Here is a 20,155-nt window from a genome sequence, read left to right as displayed (position 1 = left end):
TGATATGAGATCATCATATTCATCCGGAGCGCATCCCAGAGGGACATCATGAGCCATCAACTCACCTTCGCCGATAGTGAATTCAGCACTAAGCGCCGTCAGACCCGAAAAGAGATTTTCCTCTCCCGCATGGAGCAGATTCTGCCATGGCAGAATATGACCGCTGTCATCGAGCCGTTTTATCCCAAGGCGGGCAATGGCCGACGGCCCTATCCGCTGGAGACCATGCTGCGTATTCACTGCATGCAGCATTGGTACAACCTGAGCGACGGTGCCATGGAAGATGCCCTGTACGAAATCGCCTCCATGCGCCTGTTTGCCCGATTATCCCTGGATAGCGCCCTGCCGGATCGCACCACCATCATGAATTTCCGCCACCTGCTCGAGCAGCATCAACTGGCCCGTCAATTGTTCAAGACCATCAATCGCTGGCTGGCCGAAGCAGGCGTCATGATGACCCAAGGCACTTTGGTGGATGCCACCATCATTGAGGCACCCAGCTCGACCAGGAACAAAGAGCAGCAACGCGATCCGGAGATGCATCAGACCAAGAAAGGCAATCAGTGGCACTTTGGCATGAAGGCCCACATTGGTGTCGATGCCAAGAGTGGCCTGACCCACAGCCTGGTCACCACCGCGGCCAACGAGCATGACCTCAATCAGCTGGGTAATCTGCTTCATGGAGAGGAGCAATTTGTCTCAGCCGATGCCGGCTACCAAGGAGCGCCACAGCGCGAGGAGCTGGCCGAGGTGGATGTGGACTGGCTGATCGCCGAGCGTCCCGGCAGGGTAAAAACCTTGAAGCAGCATCCGCGCAAGAACAAAACGGCCATCAACATCGAATACATGAAAGCCAGCATCCGTGCCAGGGTGGAGCACCCGTTTCGCATCATCAAGCGGCAGTTCGGCTTCGTGAAAGCCAGATACAAGGGGCTGCTGAAAAACGATAACCAACTGGCGATGTTATTCACCCTGGCCAACCTGTTTCGGGTGGACCAAATGATACGTCAGTGGGAGAGATCTCAGTAAAAACCGGAAATAACGCCAGAAATGGTGGAAAAAATAGCCTAAATAGGCTGATTCGATGTGTTTGCGGGAAAAAAATCGGCCCAGATCCGCGAAATTTTAATCAGCGAGTCAGCTTGGGAAGAAATGACCTGCTTATTCGCACCTTCCTTAAATTCAGACCTCACGTCTGAGCAGAAAAATAACCTGTTGAAAATCGATAGATCAGGCAAGCATTTGCTGACACTGATTAACAACATTCTGGACCTTTCTAAACTTGAAGCAAATAAGGTTGATATTGAGAAGGCACCATTCGATATTCGAGCGACAATTCAGGATGTGTACGACATTTTTGAGCACCAATCCAGAAAAAACGATGTTCATCTTATGACTGAAGTTGATCAGTCCATTCCTCAGGTCGTTGGCGATCAACTTCGTATTAAGCAAATCCTCCTGAACTATGTGAGTAACGCCATCAAGTTTTCTAGAGGAGGAGATGTAACCATCGCAGTCAGTGTCGTGCAAAGAAGCGAAAAACATATTGACCTGCTATTTAGTGTCATGGATACGGGGATTGGTTTGTCTGAACACGACCAGACCGTCGTATTTGACAGCTATCAGCAGGTAGACGCCTCAACGACCCGAAAATACGGAGGTACTGGCCTTGGCCTTGCGATTTCTAAGCGCATTACAGAGTTAATGGGCGGTCATGTTGGTGTCGACAGTGAGCTAGATAAAGGAAGCAATTTCTGGTTTACCATCAAACTCGATATTGACCACTTCGGAGTATCAGTAATTCCTAAGTACAAAGACCTTCCAGAATCTGCGCTCGTTGATACCACTCATCTTCAACACGAGTGTGATATCAAATCAGTCGAGGAGTTTGAGTCTAAAGTGAGCCACCTGACAGCATTGCTAGAAGAGTGCGACTTAGAGTCTGAATTTTATTATTCCAAGTATAAGTCCTGTTTTGAAAAGCTTAATCCGGAACTGAGCTACGCTCTGTCTGAAGCAGTATCAAGTTATCATTTTGATGATGCTCTGGAGCTAATGGTTCAAATCAAAGTCGAGTTAAGTCAATTCAAAGAGACCGTTGTGGATGAGTTACTTTGAGACTGTAATTTAAATTGTGTATCTGCCTGTTTTTGATATGTTCATTCCAACAACGGAGACAGGCAAATTATGGACGAAAAGAAACTCAAAGCGCTGGCGGCTGAACTGGCTAAGGGCCTTAAAACCGAAGCCGATCTTAACCAGTTTTCTCGGCACTGTTGCAAATAGTCGGTGGTGATAAACTTATCATCCCCTTTTGCTGATGGAGCTGCACATGAACCCATTCAAAGGCCGGCATTTTCAGCGTGACATCATTCTGTGGGCCGTACGCTGGTACTGCAAATACGGCATCAGTTACCGTGAGCTGCAGGAGATGCTGGCTGAACGCGGAGTGAATGTCGATCACTCCACGATTTACCGCTGGGTTCAGCGTTATGCGCCTGAAATGGAAAAACGGCTGCGCTGGTACTGGCGTAACCCTTCCGATCTTTGCCCGTGGCACATGGATGAAACCTACGTGAAGGTCAATGGCCGCTGGGCGTATCTGTACCGGGCCGTCGACAGCCGGGGCCGCACTGTCGATTTTTATCTCTCCTCCCGTCGTAACAGCAAAGCTGCATACCGGTTTCTGGGTAAAATCCTCAACAACGTGAAGAAGTGGCAGATCCCGCGATTCATCAACACGGATAAAGCGCCCGCCTATGGTCGCGCGCTTGCTCTGCTCAAACGCGAAGGCCGGTGCCAGTCTGACGTTGAACACCGACAGATTAAGTACCGGAACAACGTGATTGAATGCGATCATGGCAAACTGAAACGGATAATCGGCGCCACGCTGGGATTTAAATCCATGAAGACGGCTTACGCCACCATCAAAGGTATTGAGGTGATGCGTGCACTACGCAAAGGCCAGGCCTCAGCATTTTATTATGGTGATCCCCTGGGCGAAATGCGCCTGGTAAGCAGAGTTTTTGAAATGTAAGGCCTTTGAATAAGACAAAAGGCTGCCTCATCGCTAACTTTGCAACAGTGCCAGGCAAAATCGTTGATAGAGCGTGGCTGTATACCGCGATTACCAGAGCCGAGGTTGAGATCCATATAGTTGGTAGCTCGGATGAACTAAGGGGTATTACAGATGCCCACAGTAACTCACATAAGCGAAATAGCTACTTGAGTGAACTACTACACCAAAATTAGCAAATTAGCAAAGCTGCAAAACATCACCCAAATTTATCACCACGATCAATCGCGGCTTACAACCCGTTGCACTTTCATGTAACCACCAGCTTCAGCAGTCATACAGTTAATTGATCGTCAGCTAAGAGCGAATAGCAGAATTTCAACACCTTAACATAATCCAATTGCGAATGACCGCTTTTACTTAAAAACCGGACATTTTTCAGTCTGAGTTGAGTATTTTGGGGTTCGTATAACCTGCCTGATGCTTTCAAGGAAAGGTGAACGAGTCATGTAAGCTCCTTTGTTGATTATCGAGTGTGTTACTGAGACTTCTCAGTAACACCTGATGATAAGGAGGCTAAATCAAGATAAGGTATTGATATTAATAATATTCCCCCGTTTTTGGGTGGAGGCATTACTGAGAAGTCTCAGTAATGTCGTACATTAAAAGTAAATTAAGTCCTTAACTAGCTTCTTAAGTTATTGATTTTCAGTAAACTCATAGGTATAAATTTGTTTTGCCTTTCGGATGTTACTGAGAGGTCTACATAATAACTGTTAGGCACAGTCAAACACGCAACAATCCAATTCTTTCAACCCAGAGGTCTCCCAACTATGAAAGTCAAACTTGTAGCATTAACAGCATTAGTCGCACTTACCTCAAATATTGCGAACGCAAACGAGCCCATCGTTGTAAATCAGGCAGTAACAGAGAAGGAAGCATTAACAGCTCAGCAAGCATGGTGTGCTGCTCTTCTTGATATCAACGCCGCATACGAAAAGGATGGAAAAGTAGCAGCGAGAGCATTGGCCGAGAAAGTCATAGATTCCGCTTACGCCTACCAAATGGGCGCAGTACTCTTTAAGCCTACGCTCACGGTGAACCCTCAAACATTTCGCCCCACACGTGCCGGTGCGCTATCTTATTTCGTTGGCGGTGACCCATCCTTCCCTGCCGACACAGGTTTTGCTCTAAAAGGCTGGAAAAAATGTGAGCCTGTCACTTCTGCTATTTTTCTTGATGGCAATAGCGCAATTACTATGGGGAAAGTTCACTTCACAGATAAAAATGGGAAAGTGACTACCGTTGACAAAACGTGGGGTTACGTTAAAGACGATGCGGGAAATTTGCGCATTAACCTTCACCATTCATCATTGGAGTACCAACCTAAGTAAATCCGCTATAAACCCATAGGCAGTGGAGTTGTTGCCTAATCGGGTAGCCGGAGGTATCTAGCCTCCAGCCCCCACACCACCCTGCATGCGGCTCCGCACAGGGCGGTTCATTTAGAACGCCTAACTCACTTTCTGGTTAGGATAATGAACTGCAATCCATCCATCTCTCAGTGAACATAAACCTGCTTTCTTAAGATAGTCATTATTCAGCGCTTGCTGTATCCCGGGTGTTTTAGAGCTACGCCAAGGGCCTTTACTTGTAATACCACAAGCAACAGCTGCTTGGATCCTAACGCCACGTTTAAGTAAGTTTTGTACCTTAGTCCGTGGTTTTCGCCACTGACGCCAGTAGCACATACGAACACGACGACGGATCCAATGGTCTAAATCGACACATCCTTGGTAGGCATTGGCTATGCCAAAGTAGTTGATCCAACCTTGCATGTATTGACGCATTTTAAACAGCTGATAACTCATACTCACGCCCCGATTTCGGTTCGTTAGTCGCCTCATCTTTTGTTTGAAAATGTGCAATGTTTTAGCATGCCACTGGATCTTCCCGCGGTTAAATGTAAACCCTAGGAACTTGCTTTGACCTACCTTAACCACTTGGCTTTTCCGTTCATTAACAACCAGTTTTAGCTTAGTGGCAAGGTAGCGAGTAATGCTCTTTAGTACCCGTTCCCCCGCGCGAATAGACCTTACCAAAATGATAAAGTCGTCCGCGTAGCGGGCGAATTTATGCCCTCGGCTTTCCAGCTCTTTATCCAGACTATCCAGCATAATGTTAGAGAGTAATGGCGAGAGTGGGCCGCCTTGAGGCACGCCTTCGAAGCTTGCTTCAAATTGGTCGTTGATCATCACGCCAGCACGCAGGTATTTACCAATAAGCGCCAGCAGACGCTTATCCTGTACCTTAATCCTCAATTGAGTCATCAACAGGTCGTGATTTACTCGATCAAAGAACTTGGATAGATCAACATCGACGGCAAATTTGCGTTTCTGTTTGATGATATCCCTTACTTGCAGTACCGCTTGTTTGGCATTCCTGTTCGGTCTACAGCCGAAGCTATTAGCCGAGAAGAAAGGGTCAAACAACGGCGTGAGAATTTGAGCAATGGCTTGCTGTATCACACGGTCAATGACGTTAGGGATCCCTAGTTTGCGTTTACCGCCATCGGGTTTGTCGATCTCTACGCGTCTGACTGCTGAGGGTTGATACTCACCTAGCTCAAGTTGAGTTTTACACTGTTGCCAGCCGCCTTGTTGCATCCAGAGCGGGAAGGCTTCGATGGTCATGCCATCGATGCCTGCCGCGCCTTTATTGGCTTTAACTTGACGCCACGCTCGGTGTAAATTCTCAGGTTCGAGTAGTTGTTGAAATAAATCGCTGTTGAAGGCCGGTTGCAGATCAATACGCTGCTGATAGTAATCGTCTGGCGACGTAGTGGGTATCGACAAGTTTGACAAGACTCCTCCTTCTTCTAAATGTTCAGGCCTTCACCATATCCCAACCATTACGATGGGCGTTGGGCTACTATGCCGTCTGCTGACTTCTGCTTAATCACATGCCGAGTTGCCCCGTCATGCGCTATCGGTTTTCATCTGGTTCGCTCTTTTCAGTCGATGATACTGAAAAGCCAAGGCACTTATAAACCAGAGCCTGACTGGTTATTGACCGATCGCGTGTTAAGCAGATCTCCCCAGATAAGAGCATGAACTTTCTTTGCACTGCTGCATCATTTACGGTGGCCATTAGATCACGTGGTTTCGTCGTCTTGTGCCAACTCACCTCTAGCCTACGCCTCATATGATGTTCTTGTTCATCAGCTCGCAAATTTGCTAGCGGCTTCCTCCAGACCAATCCTCACGGATAAGCCCTTGCCATTCGCTAGTAGTTAACGTTTAATAACAGTATGTTATTGAACGGTGACCTTCCTACAGAGGACTTTCACCTCATTAGTTCATGCCCATGCTGGGCGTACACAAGTCATTCCAGCGGACTGCCTACGGCAGCCGCTGAATTCCAACGTTCTGCTAACACCTAAAAGCGGACTTTAAAACCAGCACATTGAAATATCCGCTTTTGGCACTGAGCCGCCAGACTGAAAGTCTCTAACGGCAACTAAGAGCGAAAAGCAGAAATAACGCTTGAGTTTACCTGCGGCTCGAAGCGACTGAAAGGATAGCTAATTGTTAGACGGCAAATTTTGTTCTTGCGCATCACTCTTTATTTTGGTTTTTAGTCCGGTAAATCCAAGGAACTACAGAAAGGATGAGTAAAGCTATAAGAGTGCTCAAGACGGCGGTCGTTTCCCGTCCCATTCCTGCAGCGACGCCGATTGCCGCTGTTACCCATATACTTGCCGCCGTCGTCAGCCCCCGAGTCTCTACTTCTCTATTTCCCATAATGATGGCTCCGGTGCCAAGAAACCCGACACCTGCAATCAGACCTTGCAATATCCGACTCAGATCTGCGCTTGATGCCCCTGCTTGTTGGGGAATGAGGACGAACAGTGCCGCCCCTATGGCAACCATCATGTGTGTTCGCACCCCCGCACTCTTGCCTTGCTGCTCCCGCTCGTATCCCAATAGGCCTCCAAGGGTTGCAGCAACGAGAAGACGCAGTGTGATACGTGTAACTTGCTCCGCATCCGGGACATCGGAAAATTCCGATAGCACTGTATTCCATATCTCTTGCCACATTTCCATCGTCCTCGTTGTCACTTCTCGTTTTTCGGTACTTCATCTAGGCTCTTCACAAGGCCGAACCTAACGCAAAGTTTGGGGCGCCTTGCGCACCTATGCTCGTAATACCTATCACCAGCATAGCTTTTATCCTTTACTCAAAGAACCAGCAAGACGCAAATGCTATTGCCTTCTTTTATGAATTTTACTCAGAAGAAGTTAACCTTTAATCCACGCTAAATCAATTGCTTCCAAGCGTACATCATTTCGCTAAGTAAGCGCTCTAGCGGTTTCGCGCCCGCAAGACCGTGGTTAAAAACTTAATAAGAAATACTAAACGTTAAATCAGCTTATACTGTTGATGGATAGTGCAGGTGTTTGGGAGATTTATTCGTGGATTAACTAAAACCTGCAATTCAGTAACAGCCAAAGTCAATGTCCGTTTTTGGCACAAAGCCGAGATCCGACGAAGTGGTACTTTCCGTGAAAGTTGTGGTGCGATTAATTTGCAACACGTGGTAAGGAGCGGTTGCAATGTGGTGGTAAATTAAGTGCAATTAATCAAGAAGGTGAATCAATGAGTGAACAACTGAACTGTCAAAGCCGCATGGATGCGGCGACAACTCTGTACTTGCCGCAAATAACTATCCCCGTCCTGCTAAACCAATGACGTAACTCCTATCTCTCCCGACTTGTTGGAACAAGTCGCACTCACAAGGTGCAATTAAACACTGAACAAAAATTCATGGATGAATGGTTACCGCCGAAGGACTCGGCGCAAATAAAAAACGTACATACCATTATACACAGTATGTACGTTTGAAATGAAAGCCGCTGACGTTATATGTAAAGCCCTGTCACTCACTCACACGCGAATAGACACTGTTTTTACTATATACTCCTTCGGTTATATATAGTACCTTGAACTATGTATATTGTGTATTAAGGCAGAGAAATCTGCCTTTTTATTTGACAATAAACTCTTTAGAATTATAGTGTATTGTATGTTTAACGTGTATAAAGGAATGAACCTTGTCATCGGTTAAAGTCAAAGCAACTATCGTAGAAGATAATACTGGCATTAAAAGTCAGCTCCCCATCTTGATCACCGAACAAGGTGAAGTTGGTTCAGTTACCGATTACTTGCTAAAGATGGAAGCTGATGGTGCTAGTAATGCTTTAATGAATGGTTTTATACAAGCCACTTCTTTGCTCTTGGATTACAGGTAATGACTCCAACTTAATGATAGTGTTTTATGTTCAGATAATGCCCGATGACCTTGTCATGCAGCTCCACCGATTTTGAGAACGACAGTGACTTCCGTCCCAGCCTTGCCAGATGTTGTCTCAGATTCAGGTTATGTCGCTCAATGCGCTGAGTGTAACGCTTGCTGATAACGTGCAGCTTTCCCTTCAGGCGGGATTCATACAGCGGCCAGCCATCCGTCATCCATACCACGACCTCAAAGGCCGACAGCAGGCTCAGAAGACGCTCCAGTGTGGCCAGAGTGCGTTCACCGAATACGTGCGCCACAACCGTCTTCCGGAGCCTGTCATACGCGTAAAACAGCCAGCGCTGGCGCGATTTAGCCCCGACGTATCCCCACTGTTCGTCCATTTCCGCGCAGACGATGACGTCACTGCCCGGCTGTATGCGCGAGGTTACCGACTGCGGCCTGAGTTTTTTAAATGGCGGAAAATCGTGTTGAGGCCAACGCCCATAATGCGGGCGGTTGCCCGGCATCCAACGCCATTCATGGCCATATCAATGATTTTCTGGTGCGTACCGGGTTGAGAAGCGGTGTAAGTGAACTGCAGTTGCCATGTTTTACGGCAGTGAGAGCAGAGATAGCGCTGATGTCCGGCGGTGCTTTTGCCGTTACGCACCACCCCGTCAGTAGCTGAACAGGAGGGACAGCTGATAGAAACAGAAGCCACTGGAGCACCTCAAAAACACCATCATACACTAAATCAGTAAGTTGGCAGCATCACCAAAATCTTGGGTCAATAACCAACTCATACCTGCCGCCGCCCCCATTGCTGCCGTTGACGCCGCACACAATGCAGACAATCGGGTATAACGCATATGAATTGAGATTGCGGCTAGATGGGCCAACGCTAATGCCCGGGCCAGTGTTTCATCATCTGTATTAAGATGTCGGGCAAGTGTCACTACCGGCATTGTCACGGTAATCCCCTGATTACCAGAGCCATAATTTGACATCGCGGGTAAGGGTGCGCCGCCCATACGGGCATCTGATGCCGCAGTGGTGTTGATCAACATTTGACTCAGTAAGTCAGTGCTGATAAAGCCATTTTTTCTGGCTTGCGACAACGCGCCACTCACGTTCAAACCATAGTTCTTCCTTTGCCCCTCGTCAGAAAGCGCGGTATTAATCTCAGCACTTTTCAGCATAAACATGATGTCTTTAGCGGCGACATCGGTTACAAATTTAAATGCGTCGTTAAGGGAAAATTCGGGTAGTACCCCACTATCATTGGCGGCAATTAGGTCTCGGACTAATATTTGCTTTATATTATTAATATAAACTTCAGTGACATTAGTATGGCTACCTTGAATCACTACCCGGCACTGATCACTAAGACTATATAGCGTAATATCGATAAAAATAAAATCCGTAGCATCTACTGCGTTTAGACACACGTTACCTGATTCATTAAATATATAGGCTTCGGTAATTTGTGTCGCAGTAATATCTTTTAATACTTCTAAATCGGCATCCGCGTTACCACCAATAGCCCCTATTGCCGCCGCAAGAGTGACTCCGCAATAGCTTGTTCCCGGAATAGTGACTCCCATCGCATTTTTATACAGATTCTCCGATATATTCCCCGTTATTTTTAATATCGGTGCGTTGAGATATTTAGCAGCCACTGCGGCAGCATACGCAATAGCAATAGGCTCAGTACAACCTAATGAAAGTTTCACTTCCTTTTTCAACCAATCGAGTAATTGTTGATGTGTTATTTTTTGCATTTGAAGTAATTAATCAGTGATTTGGATTATTTTTATCTTAGGGTTTTACGGGGAGAAATACTTTTCCTATTTTCTTGTTGTTTTTAATGCTTGGAGAATATTGTTCTCTTTAACAAAAAAGATAACCACAGAACAATTTAAATAAAAACATATTAAAAACAATGAAATAGATAACTCAAACACCATTAATCCCTTACTCAATGAGATACTAATCACAAAACAATAAAGAGAATATTTTCCCCTTAGACGCAATTATTCGCCTTGAATCATTAAACTAGACGATAAAAAAGGCGAGTTAGCTACTGCCAACTCGCCTCAGATAAAACCAACCGGTGCTGGTTTAGATATCAACCCTGCGCAGGGGATTGCTGCATCGTCCAGTTGAGCACTTGAGTGGCTAACTGGTCACTGGCCAGGCCAAAGGCCTGAACCACCTCGTTCATCTCGTTACCTTTTATCGGTTGGCGAATGTCAAACTGGCGAGTCGCAATAATCCTACGATCTGAAATTCTTACCAGCCGAGCATCAAAACGGATCAGCACTTCGCTGCTACCAACATGGTATACCCCTTGGAACGCGGACAGATCACCACTCAACTCCACATCAGCCTGCAAGCTATCATCGTCGCTACTGACTGCACGGATTCGCCCATCGCTACGGAACGCCTGAATAAGACGATTGCGCACCAAAATCGGCGCCGAATCACTCCAACGGGAGTTTTTATAAACCGCAATCTCCTGGCCCTGAGGCTGCACCGCTATGCGTGAGCTATTAAGAAACTGGTTCGTCGCCGGTTGTGAAACCCGTAATGACCAGTTTACTGTCTGCGCGTGTGGCACACTGACTGCAGGTGGCACCGGCAGAAGATAAACTTGTGATACAGGGGCCGAAGGTAAAATGGTGCAGGCAGAGAGCAGTATCGCCCCCCCGGATATCATCAATAGCCACACGCGGCGGCCTGCATAGCGCATCACATTAAAAGAGAGCATTAAGGCGTAAACTCCTGTGTTCTTTCACGGCCGCGCAACAAGGCCGCTGGGTTTTCTTCCAAACGAGAAACGGCGGCACGTAATGTCGCTAATGTTCTGCGCAGCTCATCTACTGCCGGCCCCAGCTCATTCATCCCTTGCATCCCGTTATTGAGTGAGGTTTTATTTTCACTCACCAATTTATTGAGGATGGTACTGGTATTTTGCAACGATGCCATGGTTTTGGCGGCATCACTGACCAGTTGTTTCCCCTGCCCATCCATTAAGCCGTTAGCATTACGCAGCAGGCGATTGGTTTGAGTCAGTGTCTCATTAGCCTGTTTACTGGCCTGCGCCAACTGCTGCAACAGGGTACGGAGATCACCACGTTGATCAGCCACAGTTTGGGTGACCAGCGCGAGATTATCCAGTGTCGTTACTAGGCGCTGCTGGTTATCCGGTGCCAGCAACTGGTTCAAACGCACCAACACTTCATTCGCATTGGTCATGAAATTCTCACCGTTAGCCAGTAACTGGCTCATCGGCGAAGGGGTAGCAATAATGATAGGAACCTCGTCATCTTTGCCCTCCAGCAACGGGCTGGTCTGGCTGCCACTGCTGAATTGAATATTTGAGGTGCCGGTAATACCCGCGACGGTGAGACGAGCTTGGGTATCTTCGCGTATCGGAGTAGATGCAGAAACGCGAATACGTGCCCAAACCTTATTCGGATTGTCTCGGTCCAGGCGTAATTGCGTCACCTCACCGACTCGAATCCCGCTGTACTGAACGGTGCTACCCTGTGACAGGCCACTCACAGGCTCATTGAAAACGATATCGTACAATCTGAACTGGCGATCAGAACCGGAATTTGTCAGCCATAGGCAAAACAGCAGCGCGGCACTCACCACAATAAGAGTGAACAAACCAATAACGACATGATGAGCACGGGTTTCCATATTACAACCTCTCTCCACTGTTAATTGCCGCTGCCTGATAAGCAGCCCGGCCACGTGGGCCATGAAAATACGCCTGAATCCAGCCATCATCAGTCGCTGCAACTTTATCCAGAGTATCAACCACCAGCACTTTTTTCTGCGAAAGCACCGCCACACGATCACACAGTGTATACAGCGTATCCAGATCGTGGGTCACCAAGAATACCGTTAGATTGAGGGCATCCCGCAGGGTGCGGATCAAACTGTCAAACGCCGCCGCACCAATGGGATCAAGACCCGCAGTCGGTTCATCAAGAAACAGAATATCCGGGTCCAGTGCTAAGGCACGGGCTAGCGCAACACGCTTGACCATACCACCCGACAGAGATGCTGGATACTTACTGCCAGTGCCCGGCGGTAGCCCAGCCAGTGCCAGTTTAACCTGAGCCAATCGCTCAGCCTCAGACCGGGGTAATCCGGCGTTTTCTATTAATGGTAATGCCACGTTCTCGGTCACGGTTAGAGAACTGAACAGTGCGCCTCGTTGAAATAATACGCCGAATCGGCGCTCGACCATGGCGCGGGATTGACCTGACAGTGCCATTAAATCCTTGCCAAAAACATGAATTTTCCCGTCAGTCGGACGACGTAACCCAACAATACTGCGTAACAGAACAGATTTACCGGTACCCGAGCCACCAACCACGCCAAGAACTTCGCCGCGCTTAACATCAAGATTCAACCCTTGATGCACGCACTGTACGCCAAAGCAGTTAACCAGATCGCGAATTTGAATGATTGCATCTTGCGTCATTTGGCTCACCACCCCATTTCCATGAAAAATAGCGCTGCCACGGCATCAAGCAAAATCACCACAAAGATCGAATGCACCACACTGGTGGTGGTATGAACCCCGACTGATTCAGCACTACCGGTTACTTTGAACCCCTCCAGACAGCCAATAATAGCAATCAGGAAAGCAAAAATAGGGGCTTTACTTATTCCCACCAGAAAATGCTGCAACCCATTACTGTTTTGCATAATCGACAAAAACATAGTGGGAGAGATATCCAGTGTTAAGGCACACACCACCATGCCACCGAAAATACCGCAAACCATGCCAATAAAGGTTAGCATCGGCAGAGAGATCAATAGTGCCAAGACGCGCGGTAGCACCAACAGTTCGACCGGATTCAAGCCCAGTGTTTGGATAGCATCAATCTCTTCATTGGCTTTCATCAAGCCAATTTCAGCGGTAAAAGCACTGGCTGTTCGCCCTGCCATCAGGATCGCGGTAAGCAGTACCGCAAATTCACGTAGAAAAGAAAATACCACCAAATCGACGGTAAAAATGCCCGCGCCGAAAGTAGTGAGTACGGTTGCACCGAGAAAGGCGATAACTGCCCCCACCAAAAAGGTGAGCAACATAATGATCGGCACAGCATTGAGGCCAATCTGTTGAATATTGGCAATTAATGAGGTAATGCGCCAGCGGGAGGGGCGAAAAAGTGTTCCCAGCAAGGTTTCCAGCGCCAGACCAATAAAGCCCAATAGTGACTTAATATCTTGCCATAAGTTATCTACCGAACGGCCGGTATTAGCCAGCATCTCAAGCCAAAACCGTGTGGGTTTTTCAGACAACTCAGGGGTTAAGTCAGGCAATACATGGCTTACCGTTTCAAGTAATATCCTCCGCTCTTCTGGCAATTTAGGCGCAAGTTCGCGTAAATTTGCTACACGGTCCTCACCCAGAAGCAGAGCTAACAACGTTGCACCGGCGGTATCTAACGCCCCCAGTTGGTTGAGATCAAATACCCCCCCACTGGGCATATTAGCGCGCAATTGCGCAACGCGCGGCTCCAAAACGCAGTAATGCGCCAACACCCAGTCCCCCCGGATATAAACTCTGGGGGGCTGAGCCGCGCTATCGAGATCAAGTTGTGCGGGGGACGTTTGCTCAGTCATTGCTCAGACCTTACCTATTTCAAACTCTAATGTTTCAAACCCTAAATAGGTATATCACACAGTTAAGTAAGAGGGCACTGTTGCAAAGTTAGCGATGAGGCAGCCTTTTGTCTTATTCAAAGGCCTTACATTTCAAAAACTCTGCTTACCAGGCGCATTTCGCCCAGGGGATCACCATAATAAAATGCTGAGGCCTGGCCTTTGCGTAGTGCACGCATCACCTCAATACCTTTGATGGTGGCGTAAGCCGTCTTCATGGATTTAAATCCCAGCGTGGCGTCGATTATCCGTTTCAGTTTGCCATGATCGCATTCAATCACGTTGTTCCGGTACTTAATCTGTCGGTGTTCAACGTCAGACGGGCACCGGCCTTCGCGTTTGAGCAGAGCAAGCGCGCGACCATAGGCGGGCGCTTTATCCGTGTTGATGAATCGCGGGATCTGCCACTTCTTCACGTTGTTGAGGATTTTACCCAGAAACCGGTATGCAGCTTTGCTGTTACGACGGGAGGAGAGATAAAAATCGACAGTGCGGCCCCGGCTGTCGACGGCCCGGTACAGATACGCCCAGCGGCCATTGACCTTCACGTAGGTTTCATCCATGTGCCACGGGCAAAGATCGGAAGGGTTACGCCAGTACCAGCGCAGCCGTTTTTCCATTTCAGGCGCATAACGCTGAACCCAGCGGTAAATCGTGGAGTGATCGACATTCACTCCGCGTTCAGCCAGCATCTCCTGCAGCTCACGGTAACTGATGCCGTATTTGCAGTACCAGCGTACGGCCCACAGAATGATGTCACGCTGAAAATGCCGGCCTTTGAATGGGTTCATGTGCAGCTCCATCAGCAAAAGGGGATGATAAGTTTATCACCACCGACTATTTGCAACAGTGCCATGGATGGCTACGTCGAGTTCACCCAGGCGCATGCCGACGTGCCGTGGCGCAGCATGCGCAATATGCGTAATCGCATGGCTCACGGCTATTTCGACATCAACCTCGATGTGGTGTGGGAGACGGTACAGGAATGGCTGCCGGCGTTGCTCCAGCAATTGCCCGCCGTGCGTCAGGATGCCGACGATGAAGACCGTAACGACAACTGTGAAAGAGGGATCTCCGATGACTGTTGAATCGAGAATATTTTCTGTAGCCGAGTATGTTCAGCCGTCCGAAGGCGAGCCTATTCGTTCCGTTGTGCTTGAAACCCGAGACTCAATTATCGTGGTTTGGCATGTCCATCCCGGGCAGGAAATTGCGGCTCACATTCATCCTCACGGCCAAGACACGTGGACTGTTTTGTCGGGAATGGCTGATTACTTTCAGGGCAATGGGATTGTTCGTGCCCTCAGGGAAGGTGAGATAGCCGTGGCAAGACCGGGCCAAGTGCACGGGGCGCGAAATACAGGTACCGAGCCATTTGTGTTAGTCTCGGTTGTGGCATCAGCCAATGCCGGTTTCGTATTGGCTGAGCGATAGAGCCCAATCTCTGGAGTTGGTCCAATGAGCGGTCGGGGAGATAGGTAACAGACATGCAGCGGACACGGCTGCTAAACCAGGTCGCAAACCTCCTTGCGTCGCAGCGTGCCGCAAGCGACGCGATCAATCGAATGGGGTCGGCATGAGACTGAACACCATCCAGTTCCCGACCGCGTAGCCGCCTGTCCTGCCGATCAGGTCTTGACCATCGACGCCTGGGATCAGTCCTGAATGTTCTTGGAGACCACTACGTTATGAGCCGCAGCCGCCGCAAAACACCCATCGTCGGGCACACGACCTGCGGCAGCGAGCGCGAGGACAAGAAGCTCTGGCATCAGCGCTGGCGCACCCGTGAGCGCACGGCGCTGACCAGCGCGTCGCCCGAAGCCCTGAGCGCCCATCTGCCCCTGCTGGAAAACCAGGCCAGCAGCGTCTGGTCGATGGGCAAGGATGGCCGCTCCTACTGGCCCGTCAAGCGCCAGGCCGCCACGGCGGATCGCATCGCCAATCACAAGGGACGCAACCCGCAAGAACGCGCCTCCCTGAAAAAGCGCCTGCTGCGCAAGTGGATGAGCAAATGAAGCTCTCCTTCCATCAGCACATTGCGCTGTTCTGGATGATCGGTGCTCCGGGCGTCTTCGCGCCCGTGATCGAGAACGCCAAGCGGCCCGATGCCGGCGCCGTCATGGCGTGGGGTGTCGCGATCGTGGCGGTGATGATCCTCTTCACCCCTTTGCTGCTGCGCTGTCCACCATTCCGGCGCTGGTATGGCCGGACGGATGCGCTGTCGGAGCGGCAGCGCCAGGCGCTTGCCGAGCGCGGCCTGCGCCGCTACTACCAGACCGCTTTCGATGACGGCTACGTGCCCCGCGTGATGCCCTACGTGTGGCGCATCATCTGGACGGTCGGCGGGTTGATGGCTGTGACCGCCGTACTGCCTACCAACACCGGACGGCCAGCCTTCGATGCCTTGGTGGTCTTCTCGACCTGGTATCCGATAGGCGTGATGCTGCTGGTTTTCGCGTCGAGGCCCCTTGGCCGGTTGATTCGCCAAAGAGCACAGGAGCGGCGGAAATGAGCACGTCAACCATCGAGGCGCTGGCCAGCGCCTGGGCAAGGATTGCCGAGGAAGCGGAATTCCCCGCTGACTACGAGGGGACTGCCACACCACAAGCGCATCGGGCTAGCGAAGCTATTCAGGAGCAGATTCGGGAGCGCATCGTCGCCACCAACGACATGCGGCTGTTCAGCCTGCTGCACCTGCTGGGTCAGGCGTCGCTGCGCATGGAGCAAGCGCTGTGGCCGGAGGATTACGAGCGGATGACGCGCGAGGTTGAGGAAGCCCTGCGGCAAGCCACCGACGCCAACGCCAGATCGTACACCCACGAAGAAGTGATGCAGGCGATGCAGGAACGCATCGACCGGGCGCGAGACAAGCCATGTTGATTGGCTATGCGCGCGTCTCGACGCAGGATCAGAACCTGGAGCTGCAACGCGAAGCCTTGAGCAAGGCCGGATGTAAAAAGGTCTTCGAGGACAAGGTGAGTGGCACGCGGGCAGACCGGCCTGGCTTGGCCAAGACGCTCGAAATGCTGCGCGAAGGCGATACTTTGGTCGTCTGGAAGCTCGACCGGCTGGGCCGGTCGGTCAAGCAACTGGTCGATCTGGTCGGCGATCTGCACAAGCACGGTGTCCAGTTCAGGAGCCTCACCGACTCCATCGACACCGGCACACCATCCGGGCGGTTCTTCTTCCACGTCATGGCGAGCCTTGCCGAAATGGAGCGCGAGCTGACCGTCGAGCGCACCCGCGCCGGGCTGGAAGTCGCCAAGCAGCTCGGCCGCAAAGGCGGCCGCAAGCCGAAGATGACCGACAGCAAGATCGAGTCGGCCAAGAAGCTGCTGGCCAGCGGGGTGCCGCCCAAGGACGTGGCCAAGAACCTCGGCGTGTCCATTCCGACGCTGTACCGCTGGGTGCCAGCCTCCACGCACGCTTAGCGTGCTTTATTTTCCGTTTTCTGAGACGACCCCTGCATGACCATTATCGCCGCATATTATTACAACGAAGGTAAGCGAGTCCGTGAAATCAGGCTCGATGAGCACGTCGAACTAAACGAGAATCGCTCGGGCTTCTGCTGGATCGCGCTTAGCGAGCCCACCGCAGACGAACTCAGCGCGATCCAGACGACGTATAACCTCCATCCTTTGGCGATCGACAACGCCATGCACCCGCTGTGCCCGCCCAAGCTCGAGGTCTACAACGATGAGTTGTACGTCGTCGCCCAGACCGCCGAGCTGGTCGGCGACCGGATCAGCTACGGCAAGATGGCGATCTTCACCGGTCACAATCACCTTATCACCGTGCGGCACGGCAATGCCGGAGCGCTGGGCAAACTTCGGGAGCAACTCGAGGCATCGCCGACGCAGTTCGGCAAGGGTGTCGACTATGTGCTGCACGCGATCTTGCACCGAGTGGTCGACCAGTATCTGCCCATCTTCGAAATGATCGAGGACGACGTCCTGGCGATGGAGCGACGGTCGCTGCACGATTTCCTCGAGCCAGAAGAGGTGGCGCGAATCTTCGAACTAAGGTCCGAACTCACGCGGTTCCAGCGCACGCTCGGGGCTATGGCCGAGCTGGTGCGAAAGCTCGTTCGCGGCCACTTTCCCTGCATCAGCGCCGAAATGACACCATATTTCCACGACGTCGCGGACCATGTCCACCGCGTGCAGTCCATGGTCGACGGCCTCCTGCTTGTCCTGTCCACGGTCTTCGAGGCCAGCAGCCTTCTGGAAGCGCAAAGGATCGGTGTGGTCACTCGCCAGCTCGCGGCCTGGGCGGCGATCTTGGCGGTCCCGACGGCGATCGCCGGAATATATGGCATGAACTTCAAGCACATGCCGGAACTGGACACGCCATATGGCTACTTCGTCGTGCTCGGAGTGATAGCGGTGTTCTGCCTTCTCCTATTCATGCGCTTCAAGAAGGCCAAGTGGCTATGAGTAACGCACTTCGCGAGCTTCTCCGTCCGCCGAGTCACAGCGCGCTTTGTGCGCGAGCGTGTCCAATCCAGTTCAAGATGAAGGTGCTTCCATGACCTCCCAGGTGACCGACGTTCTAGAAGCAGTCCAGTCATTCATCGCCAAAGGCTATGACCGCGAATACCGCGTCAAGGACGGCAATCTCGTCGATCTCGAACTAGGGTCAACCCTCGATGCATGCAGCATTCGCGTCGATGCGGCGTTGCGCCTCGAGAGCGGGGACGACGGCGAAGATGCCTCCAACATCTACGCGATCACCGATCCGGCGACAGAGCATAAAGGCCTGTTGATCGACGCCTTCGACGTGTTCCACGAAATCTGCCCCCGCGACTTGTCCGAGCGCCTTGTGGCGCATCGGGAAACAGCACCGGCAGGTGACCAGGACGCGCCGAGCAAGCACGGACTACGGAAAGTCTACAAGAGCGAGTTTCACAGCGATCCCGAGCGTTACGTTCTGCGCGAGGGCTTTCCAGACTTCCCGCCATGCCCTTTCGGCCAATCCTTCAGCATCCTCGGCTTCGATACCGCCGAGCAGGAATATGTCTGGCTCGTCACGAGCATCATTCGAGATCCTCGGCTGATCAGGGTTCCATACCAGGGCGAAGACGTCATCAGCGACGAATAGCGGTGTCGCTTAGCCGGAAAGGCTGGCCTTCCTGGCCCACACATCTGCAGGCTGAACTTTAAGAACATCGAAAATTAGGAGGTGATTATGGACTGGAACAAGGACCACATACGAGAAACTATGCTCTTGCTGGAGACAGCAGCGTTGCACAGCGCTCGCGAAAACTACCTGGACTATGTCTCTACCGCTCGGCTCGATCGGAGCGAACCGATCGAAAACGACGAACTAGCTCAGGCCGAGGTCGCGAGCGACTTCGCTGAAGCGCTCGATGACACGCTCCATGACTACGCCAATAAACTCGAAAAGCTCAGGACGATCGATTTCGGCCCCAAGTTGGCCGTCAACGAAGGCGCTGTCGTCAAGCTGTCCGGCCGCCACTTTGTGATCGCGGTGTCAACGAGCAAGTTTACCTGTCAGGGGCGTGAGCTCATGGGCATTTCCACGATGGCGCCGATCTTCGAAGCGATCGAGGGTGCCCGAGCCGGGGAGACCGTGCAGTTCAACGGCCGGGACCTCACCGTAGAAGACGTGGAATAAAGCCCTCCACCGCAGCCGGCGCGCTAGTGCCGAACGCCCTGCATCTCTTTCTGCATGCATACGGTCACTTGCAGCCGCGTTGACCTGGCTCATCAAAGGCAAACTCATGACAACACCTTCATTCTTCATCACCCCCGGATACGGGACGCGCCTGCATGACGCGCTTCATTATTCTCAGGCAATGCGCATTGGTGACCGCGTGGAGATCTCCGGACAGGGCGGATGGAACGACGATCTCGTCATTCCGGAGTCGATTGAGGAAGAGATCGAGCAGGCGTTCAAGAACGTGGAACGGACGCTCGCGACCGCCGGAGCACGCTGGCCGCATGTGGTCCACGTCAATTCCTATCACGTCGGTGGATTCCCTCCCGTGATCAACGAAACAATGGCCAAGCTGTATCGCCACTACATGCCCGACCGCGCTCCAATCTGGACGCAGTTGGGAATCGAAGCGCTGGGGCTTCCAACCATGCGTATCGAAATTCGCGTAACAGCTATCATCGCCTGACCCC

At 51.0% G+C, this 20,155-nt stretch carries 24 protein-coding genes and 1 pseudogene; 16 read left to right on the top strand and 9 right to left on the bottom strand.

All coding sequences use genetic code 11. The features are described from left to right. Positions 1-48: 48 nt before the first annotated feature. The 5 genes from HV127_RS30715 (at position 49) to HV127_RS30700 (ending at position 4,410) form a co-directional block, all read left to right on the top strand. Positions 49-1,029, top strand: a complete 981-nt coding sequence (locus HV127_RS30715) for an IS5-like element ISKpn26 family transposase (protein WP_016156491.1) — start codon at positions 49-51, stop codon at positions 1,027-1,029. Continuing rightward, positions 1,011-1,199: a hypothetical protein gene (locus HV127_RS32130; RefSeq protein WP_345944689.1), complete on the top strand. Its 189-nt coding sequence runs from the start codon at positions 1,011-1,013 to the stop codon at positions 1,197-1,199. The genes HV127_RS30715 and HV127_RS32130 overlap by 19 nt, the downstream gene beginning before the upstream one ends. Continuing rightward, positions 1,153-2,118: an ATP-binding protein gene (locus tag HV127_RS30710; RefSeq protein WP_345944688.1), complete on the top strand. Its 966-nt coding sequence runs from the start codon at positions 1,153-1,155 to the stop codon at positions 2,116-2,118. The genes HV127_RS32130 and HV127_RS30710 overlap by 47 nt, the downstream gene beginning before the upstream one ends. Positions 2,119-2,332: 214 nt before the next feature. Continuing rightward, complete coding sequence (locus HV127_RS30705) at positions 2,333-3,037, top strand: IS6-like element IS26 family transposase (protein ID WP_032023936.1); 705 nt, start codon at positions 2,333-2,335, stop codon at positions 3,035-3,037. A gap of 812 nt (positions 3,038-3,849) precedes the next feature. Next, the gene (locus HV127_RS30700) at positions 3,850-4,410 is read left to right on the top strand and encodes a hypothetical protein (protein ID WP_003245852.1); all 561 of its coding nucleotides are present in this window, start codon (positions 3,850-3,852) and stop codon (positions 4,408-4,410) included. 120 nt (positions 4,411-4,530) lie between these two features. On the opposite strand, the gene ltrA is transcribed toward HV127_RS30700, so the two are convergent. Together ltrA and HV127_RS30690 are read right to left on the bottom strand one after the other, a co-directional pair. Further along, complete coding sequence (gene ltrA, locus HV127_RS30695) at positions 4,531-5,880, bottom strand: group II intron reverse transcriptase/maturase (RefSeq protein WP_181250926.1); 1,350 nt, start codon at positions 5,878-5,880, stop codon at positions 4,531-4,533. Positions 5,881-6,633: 753 nt separating this feature from the next. Then, entirely contained in the window at positions 6,634-7,116 is a 483-nt protein-coding gene (locus tag HV127_RS30690; protein ID WP_063942099.1) for an MgtC/SapB family protein, read from the bottom strand. A gap of 1,014 nt (positions 7,117-8,130) precedes the next feature. Between HV127_RS30690 and HV127_RS30685 the strand changes: the two genes are divergently transcribed. Beyond that, the gene (locus HV127_RS30685; protein ID WP_228727547.1) at positions 8,131-8,328 is read left to right on the top strand and encodes a hypothetical protein; all 198 of its coding nucleotides are present in this window, start codon (positions 8,131-8,133) and stop codon (positions 8,326-8,328) included. A 10-nt stretch (positions 8,329-8,338) separates the two neighbouring features. Here HV127_RS30685 and HV127_RS30680 read toward each other — a convergent pair. The 7 genes from HV127_RS30680 to HV127_RS30650 all read right to left on the bottom strand — a co-directional run bounded on the left by HV127_RS30680 (position 8,339) and on the right by HV127_RS30650 (position 14,797). Beyond that, positions 8,339-9,036, bottom strand: a protein-coding gene (locus HV127_RS30680) for an IS1 family transposase (RefSeq protein ID WP_223335778.1) whose coding sequence is annotated in 2 segments (ribosomal slippage) — positions 8,339-8,787 and positions 8,787-9,036 — 699 coding nt in all. Because the reading frame shifts where the segments join, the coding sequence is not laid out codon by codon here. Positions 9,037-9,064: 28 nt separating this feature from the next. Further along, positions 9,065-10,096, bottom strand: coding sequence for an L-serine ammonia-lyase, iron-sulfur-dependent, subunit alpha (locus HV127_RS30675; protein ID WP_228727546.1), 1,032 nt, complete (start codon positions 10,094-10,096; stop codon positions 9,065-9,067). A 347-nt stretch (positions 10,097-10,443) separates the two neighbouring features. After that, positions 10,444-11,085, bottom strand: coding sequence for an ABC-type transport auxiliary lipoprotein family protein (locus HV127_RS30670; protein WP_000948259.1), 642 nt, complete (start codon positions 11,083-11,085; stop codon positions 10,444-10,446). Beyond that, positions 11,085-12,023, bottom strand: a complete 939-nt coding sequence (locus tag HV127_RS30665) for an MlaD family protein (RefSeq protein WP_000449980.1) — start codon at positions 12,021-12,023, stop codon at positions 11,085-11,087. Before HV127_RS30665 ends, HV127_RS30670 begins: the two co-directional genes overlap by 1 nt. Before the next feature lies 1 nt (position 12,024). Then, positions 12,025-12,816: an ABC transporter ATP-binding protein gene (locus HV127_RS30660; RefSeq protein WP_001325019.1), complete on the bottom strand. Its 792-nt coding sequence runs from the start codon at positions 12,814-12,816 to the stop codon at positions 12,025-12,027. 5 nt (positions 12,817-12,821) lie between these two features. After that, on the bottom strand, positions 12,822-13,967 hold the full coding sequence (locus HV127_RS30655) for an ABC transporter permease (protein ID WP_001325018.1): 1,146 nt from the start codon (positions 13,965-13,967) through the stop codon (positions 12,822-12,824). A 125-nt stretch (positions 13,968-14,092) separates the two neighbouring features. Continuing rightward, positions 14,093-14,797, bottom strand: a complete 705-nt coding sequence (locus HV127_RS30650; RefSeq protein ID WP_001067848.1) for an IS6-like element IS26 family transposase — start codon at positions 14,795-14,797, stop codon at positions 14,093-14,095. A gap of 63 nt (positions 14,798-14,860) precedes the next feature. On the opposite strand from HV127_RS30650, the pseudogene HV127_RS30645 reads away from it, so the two are divergent. The 10 genes and pseudogenes from HV127_RS30645 to HV127_RS30600 all read left to right on the top strand — a co-directional run. After that, positions 14,861-15,094 (top strand): annotated as a pseudogene (locus HV127_RS30645) (HepT-like ribonuclease domain-containing protein); the annotation flags it as partial. After that, positions 15,084-15,440: a cupin domain-containing protein gene (locus tag HV127_RS30640; protein ID WP_000215515.1), complete on the top strand. Its 357-nt coding sequence runs from the start codon at positions 15,084-15,086 to the stop codon at positions 15,438-15,440. The pseudogene HV127_RS30645 and the gene HV127_RS30640, both read left to right, overlap by 11 nt. Positions 15,441-15,694: 254 nt before the next feature. Beyond that, a complete protein-coding gene (locus HV127_RS30635; RefSeq protein WP_003100858.1) occupies positions 15,695-16,021 on the top strand; it encodes a hypothetical protein in 327 nt (108 codons plus the stop codon). Next, positions 16,018-16,518 carry a hypothetical protein gene (locus HV127_RS30630; RefSeq protein WP_003100856.1) on the top strand — a complete coding sequence of 167 codons (501 nt, stop codon included), beginning with the start codon at positions 16,018-16,020 and terminating at the stop codon, positions 16,516-16,518. Before HV127_RS30635 ends, HV127_RS30630 begins: the two co-directional genes overlap by 4 nt. Continuing rightward, positions 16,515-16,886 carry a hypothetical protein gene (locus HV127_RS30625; protein WP_003100853.1) on the top strand — a complete coding sequence of 124 codons (372 nt, stop codon included), beginning with the start codon at positions 16,515-16,517 and terminating at the stop codon, positions 16,884-16,886. The genes HV127_RS30630 and HV127_RS30625 overlap by 4 nt, the downstream gene beginning before the upstream one ends. After that, positions 16,880-17,437, top strand: coding sequence for a recombinase family protein (locus tag HV127_RS30620; RefSeq protein WP_003100847.1), 558 nt, complete (start codon positions 16,880-16,882; stop codon positions 17,435-17,437). Before HV127_RS30625 ends, HV127_RS30620 begins: the two co-directional genes overlap by 7 nt. Positions 17,438-17,473: 36 nt before the next feature. Continuing rightward, positions 17,474-18,442: a magnesium and cobalt transport protein CorA gene (locus HV127_RS30615; protein ID WP_032640602.1), complete on the top strand. Its 969-nt coding sequence runs from the start codon at positions 17,474-17,476 to the stop codon at positions 18,440-18,442. Positions 18,443-18,533: 91 nt separating this feature from the next. Next, positions 18,534-19,106 (top strand): hypothetical protein, encoded by a 573-nt coding sequence (locus HV127_RS30610; protein WP_004099040.1) that lies wholly within the window; start codon positions 18,534-18,536, stop codon positions 19,104-19,106. An 87-nt stretch (positions 19,107-19,193) separates the two neighbouring features. Then, positions 19,194-19,643, top strand: a complete 450-nt coding sequence (locus HV127_RS30605) for a hypothetical protein (protein ID WP_004099042.1) — start codon at positions 19,194-19,196, stop codon at positions 19,641-19,643. Positions 19,644-19,749: 106 nt separating this feature from the next. Continuing rightward, positions 19,750-20,151 (top strand): RidA family protein, encoded by a 402-nt coding sequence (locus HV127_RS30600; RefSeq protein ID WP_004099044.1) that lies wholly within the window; start codon positions 19,750-19,752, stop codon positions 20,149-20,151. The last annotated feature ends 4 nt before the right edge of the window (positions 20,152-20,155 follow it).

This window comes from Klebsiella sp. RHBSTW-00215 (genome assembly GCF_014103785.1).
Lineage (GTDB): Bacteria > Pseudomonadota > Gammaproteobacteria > Enterobacterales > Enterobacteriaceae > Klebsiella.
Note: the sequence above shows the minus strand (reverse complement) of the source record. Positions and strands in the feature narration are given on the sequence as shown.

What these genes read in the sequence shown, in the direction of transcription:
- HV127_RS30715 (WP_016156491.1), top strand. Translation starts at nt 49, where the DNA reads ATGAGCCATCAACTCACCTTCGCCGATAGTGAATTCAGCACTAAGCGC.
- HV127_RS30710 (WP_345944688.1), top strand. Translation starts at nt 1,153, where the DNA reads ATGACCTGCTTATTCGCACCTTCCTTAAATTCAGACCTCACGTCTGAG.
- HV127_RS30705 (WP_032023936.1), top strand. Translation starts at nt 2,333, where the DNA reads ATGAACCCATTCAAAGGCCGGCATTTTCAGCGTGACATCATTCTGTGG.
- HV127_RS30700 (WP_003245852.1), top strand. Translation starts at nt 3,850, where the DNA reads ATGAAAGTCAAACTTGTAGCATTAACAGCATTAGTCGCACTTACCTCA.
- HV127_RS30690 (WP_063942099.1), bottom strand. Translation starts at nt 7,116, where the DNA reads ATGTGGCAAGAGATATGGAATACAGTGCTATCGGAATTTTCCGATGTC.
- HV127_RS30675 (WP_228727546.1), bottom strand. Translation starts at nt 10,096, where the DNA reads ATGCAAAAAATAACACATCAACAATTACTCGATTGGTTGAAAAAGGAA.
- HV127_RS30670 (WP_000948259.1), bottom strand. Translation starts at nt 11,085, where the DNA reads ATGCTCTCTTTTAATGTGATGCGCTATGCAGGCCGCCGCGTGTGGCTA.
- HV127_RS30665 (WP_000449980.1), bottom strand. Translation starts at nt 12,023, where the DNA reads ATGGAAACCCGTGCTCATCATGTCGTTATTGGTTTGTTCACTCTTATT.
- HV127_RS30660 (WP_001325019.1), bottom strand. Translation starts at nt 12,816, where the DNA reads ATGACGCAAGATGCAATCATTCAAATTCGCGATCTGGTTAACTGCTTT.
- HV127_RS30655 (WP_001325018.1), bottom strand. Translation starts at nt 13,967, where the DNA reads ATGACTGAGCAAACGTCCCCCGCACAACTTGATCTCGATAGCGCGGCT.
- HV127_RS30650 (WP_001067848.1), bottom strand. Translation starts at nt 14,797, where the DNA reads ATGAACCCATTCAAAGGCCGGCATTTTCAGCGTGACATCATTCTGTGG.
- HV127_RS30640 (WP_000215515.1), top strand. Translation starts at nt 15,084, where the DNA reads ATGACTGTTGAATCGAGAATATTTTCTGTAGCCGAGTATGTTCAGCCG.
- HV127_RS30635 (WP_003100858.1), top strand. Translation starts at nt 15,695, where the DNA reads ATGAGCCGCAGCCGCCGCAAAACACCCATCGTCGGGCACACGACCTGC.
- HV127_RS30630 (WP_003100856.1), top strand. Translation starts at nt 16,018, where the DNA reads ATGAAGCTCTCCTTCCATCAGCACATTGCGCTGTTCTGGATGATCGGT.
- HV127_RS30625 (WP_003100853.1), top strand. Translation starts at nt 16,515, where the DNA reads ATGAGCACGTCAACCATCGAGGCGCTGGCCAGCGCCTGGGCAAGGATT.
- HV127_RS30620 (WP_003100847.1), top strand. Translation starts at nt 16,880, where the DNA reads ATGTTGATTGGCTATGCGCGCGTCTCGACGCAGGATCAGAACCTGGAG.
- HV127_RS30615 (WP_032640602.1), top strand. Translation starts at nt 17,474, where the DNA reads ATGACCATTATCGCCGCATATTATTACAACGAAGGTAAGCGAGTCCGT.
- HV127_RS30610 (WP_004099040.1), top strand. Translation starts at nt 18,534, where the DNA reads ATGACCTCCCAGGTGACCGACGTTCTAGAAGCAGTCCAGTCATTCATC.
- HV127_RS30605 (WP_004099042.1), top strand. Translation starts at nt 19,194, where the DNA reads ATGGACTGGAACAAGGACCACATACGAGAAACTATGCTCTTGCTGGAG.
- HV127_RS30600 (WP_004099044.1), top strand. Translation starts at nt 19,750, where the DNA reads ATGACAACACCTTCATTCTTCATCACCCCCGGATACGGGACGCGCCTG.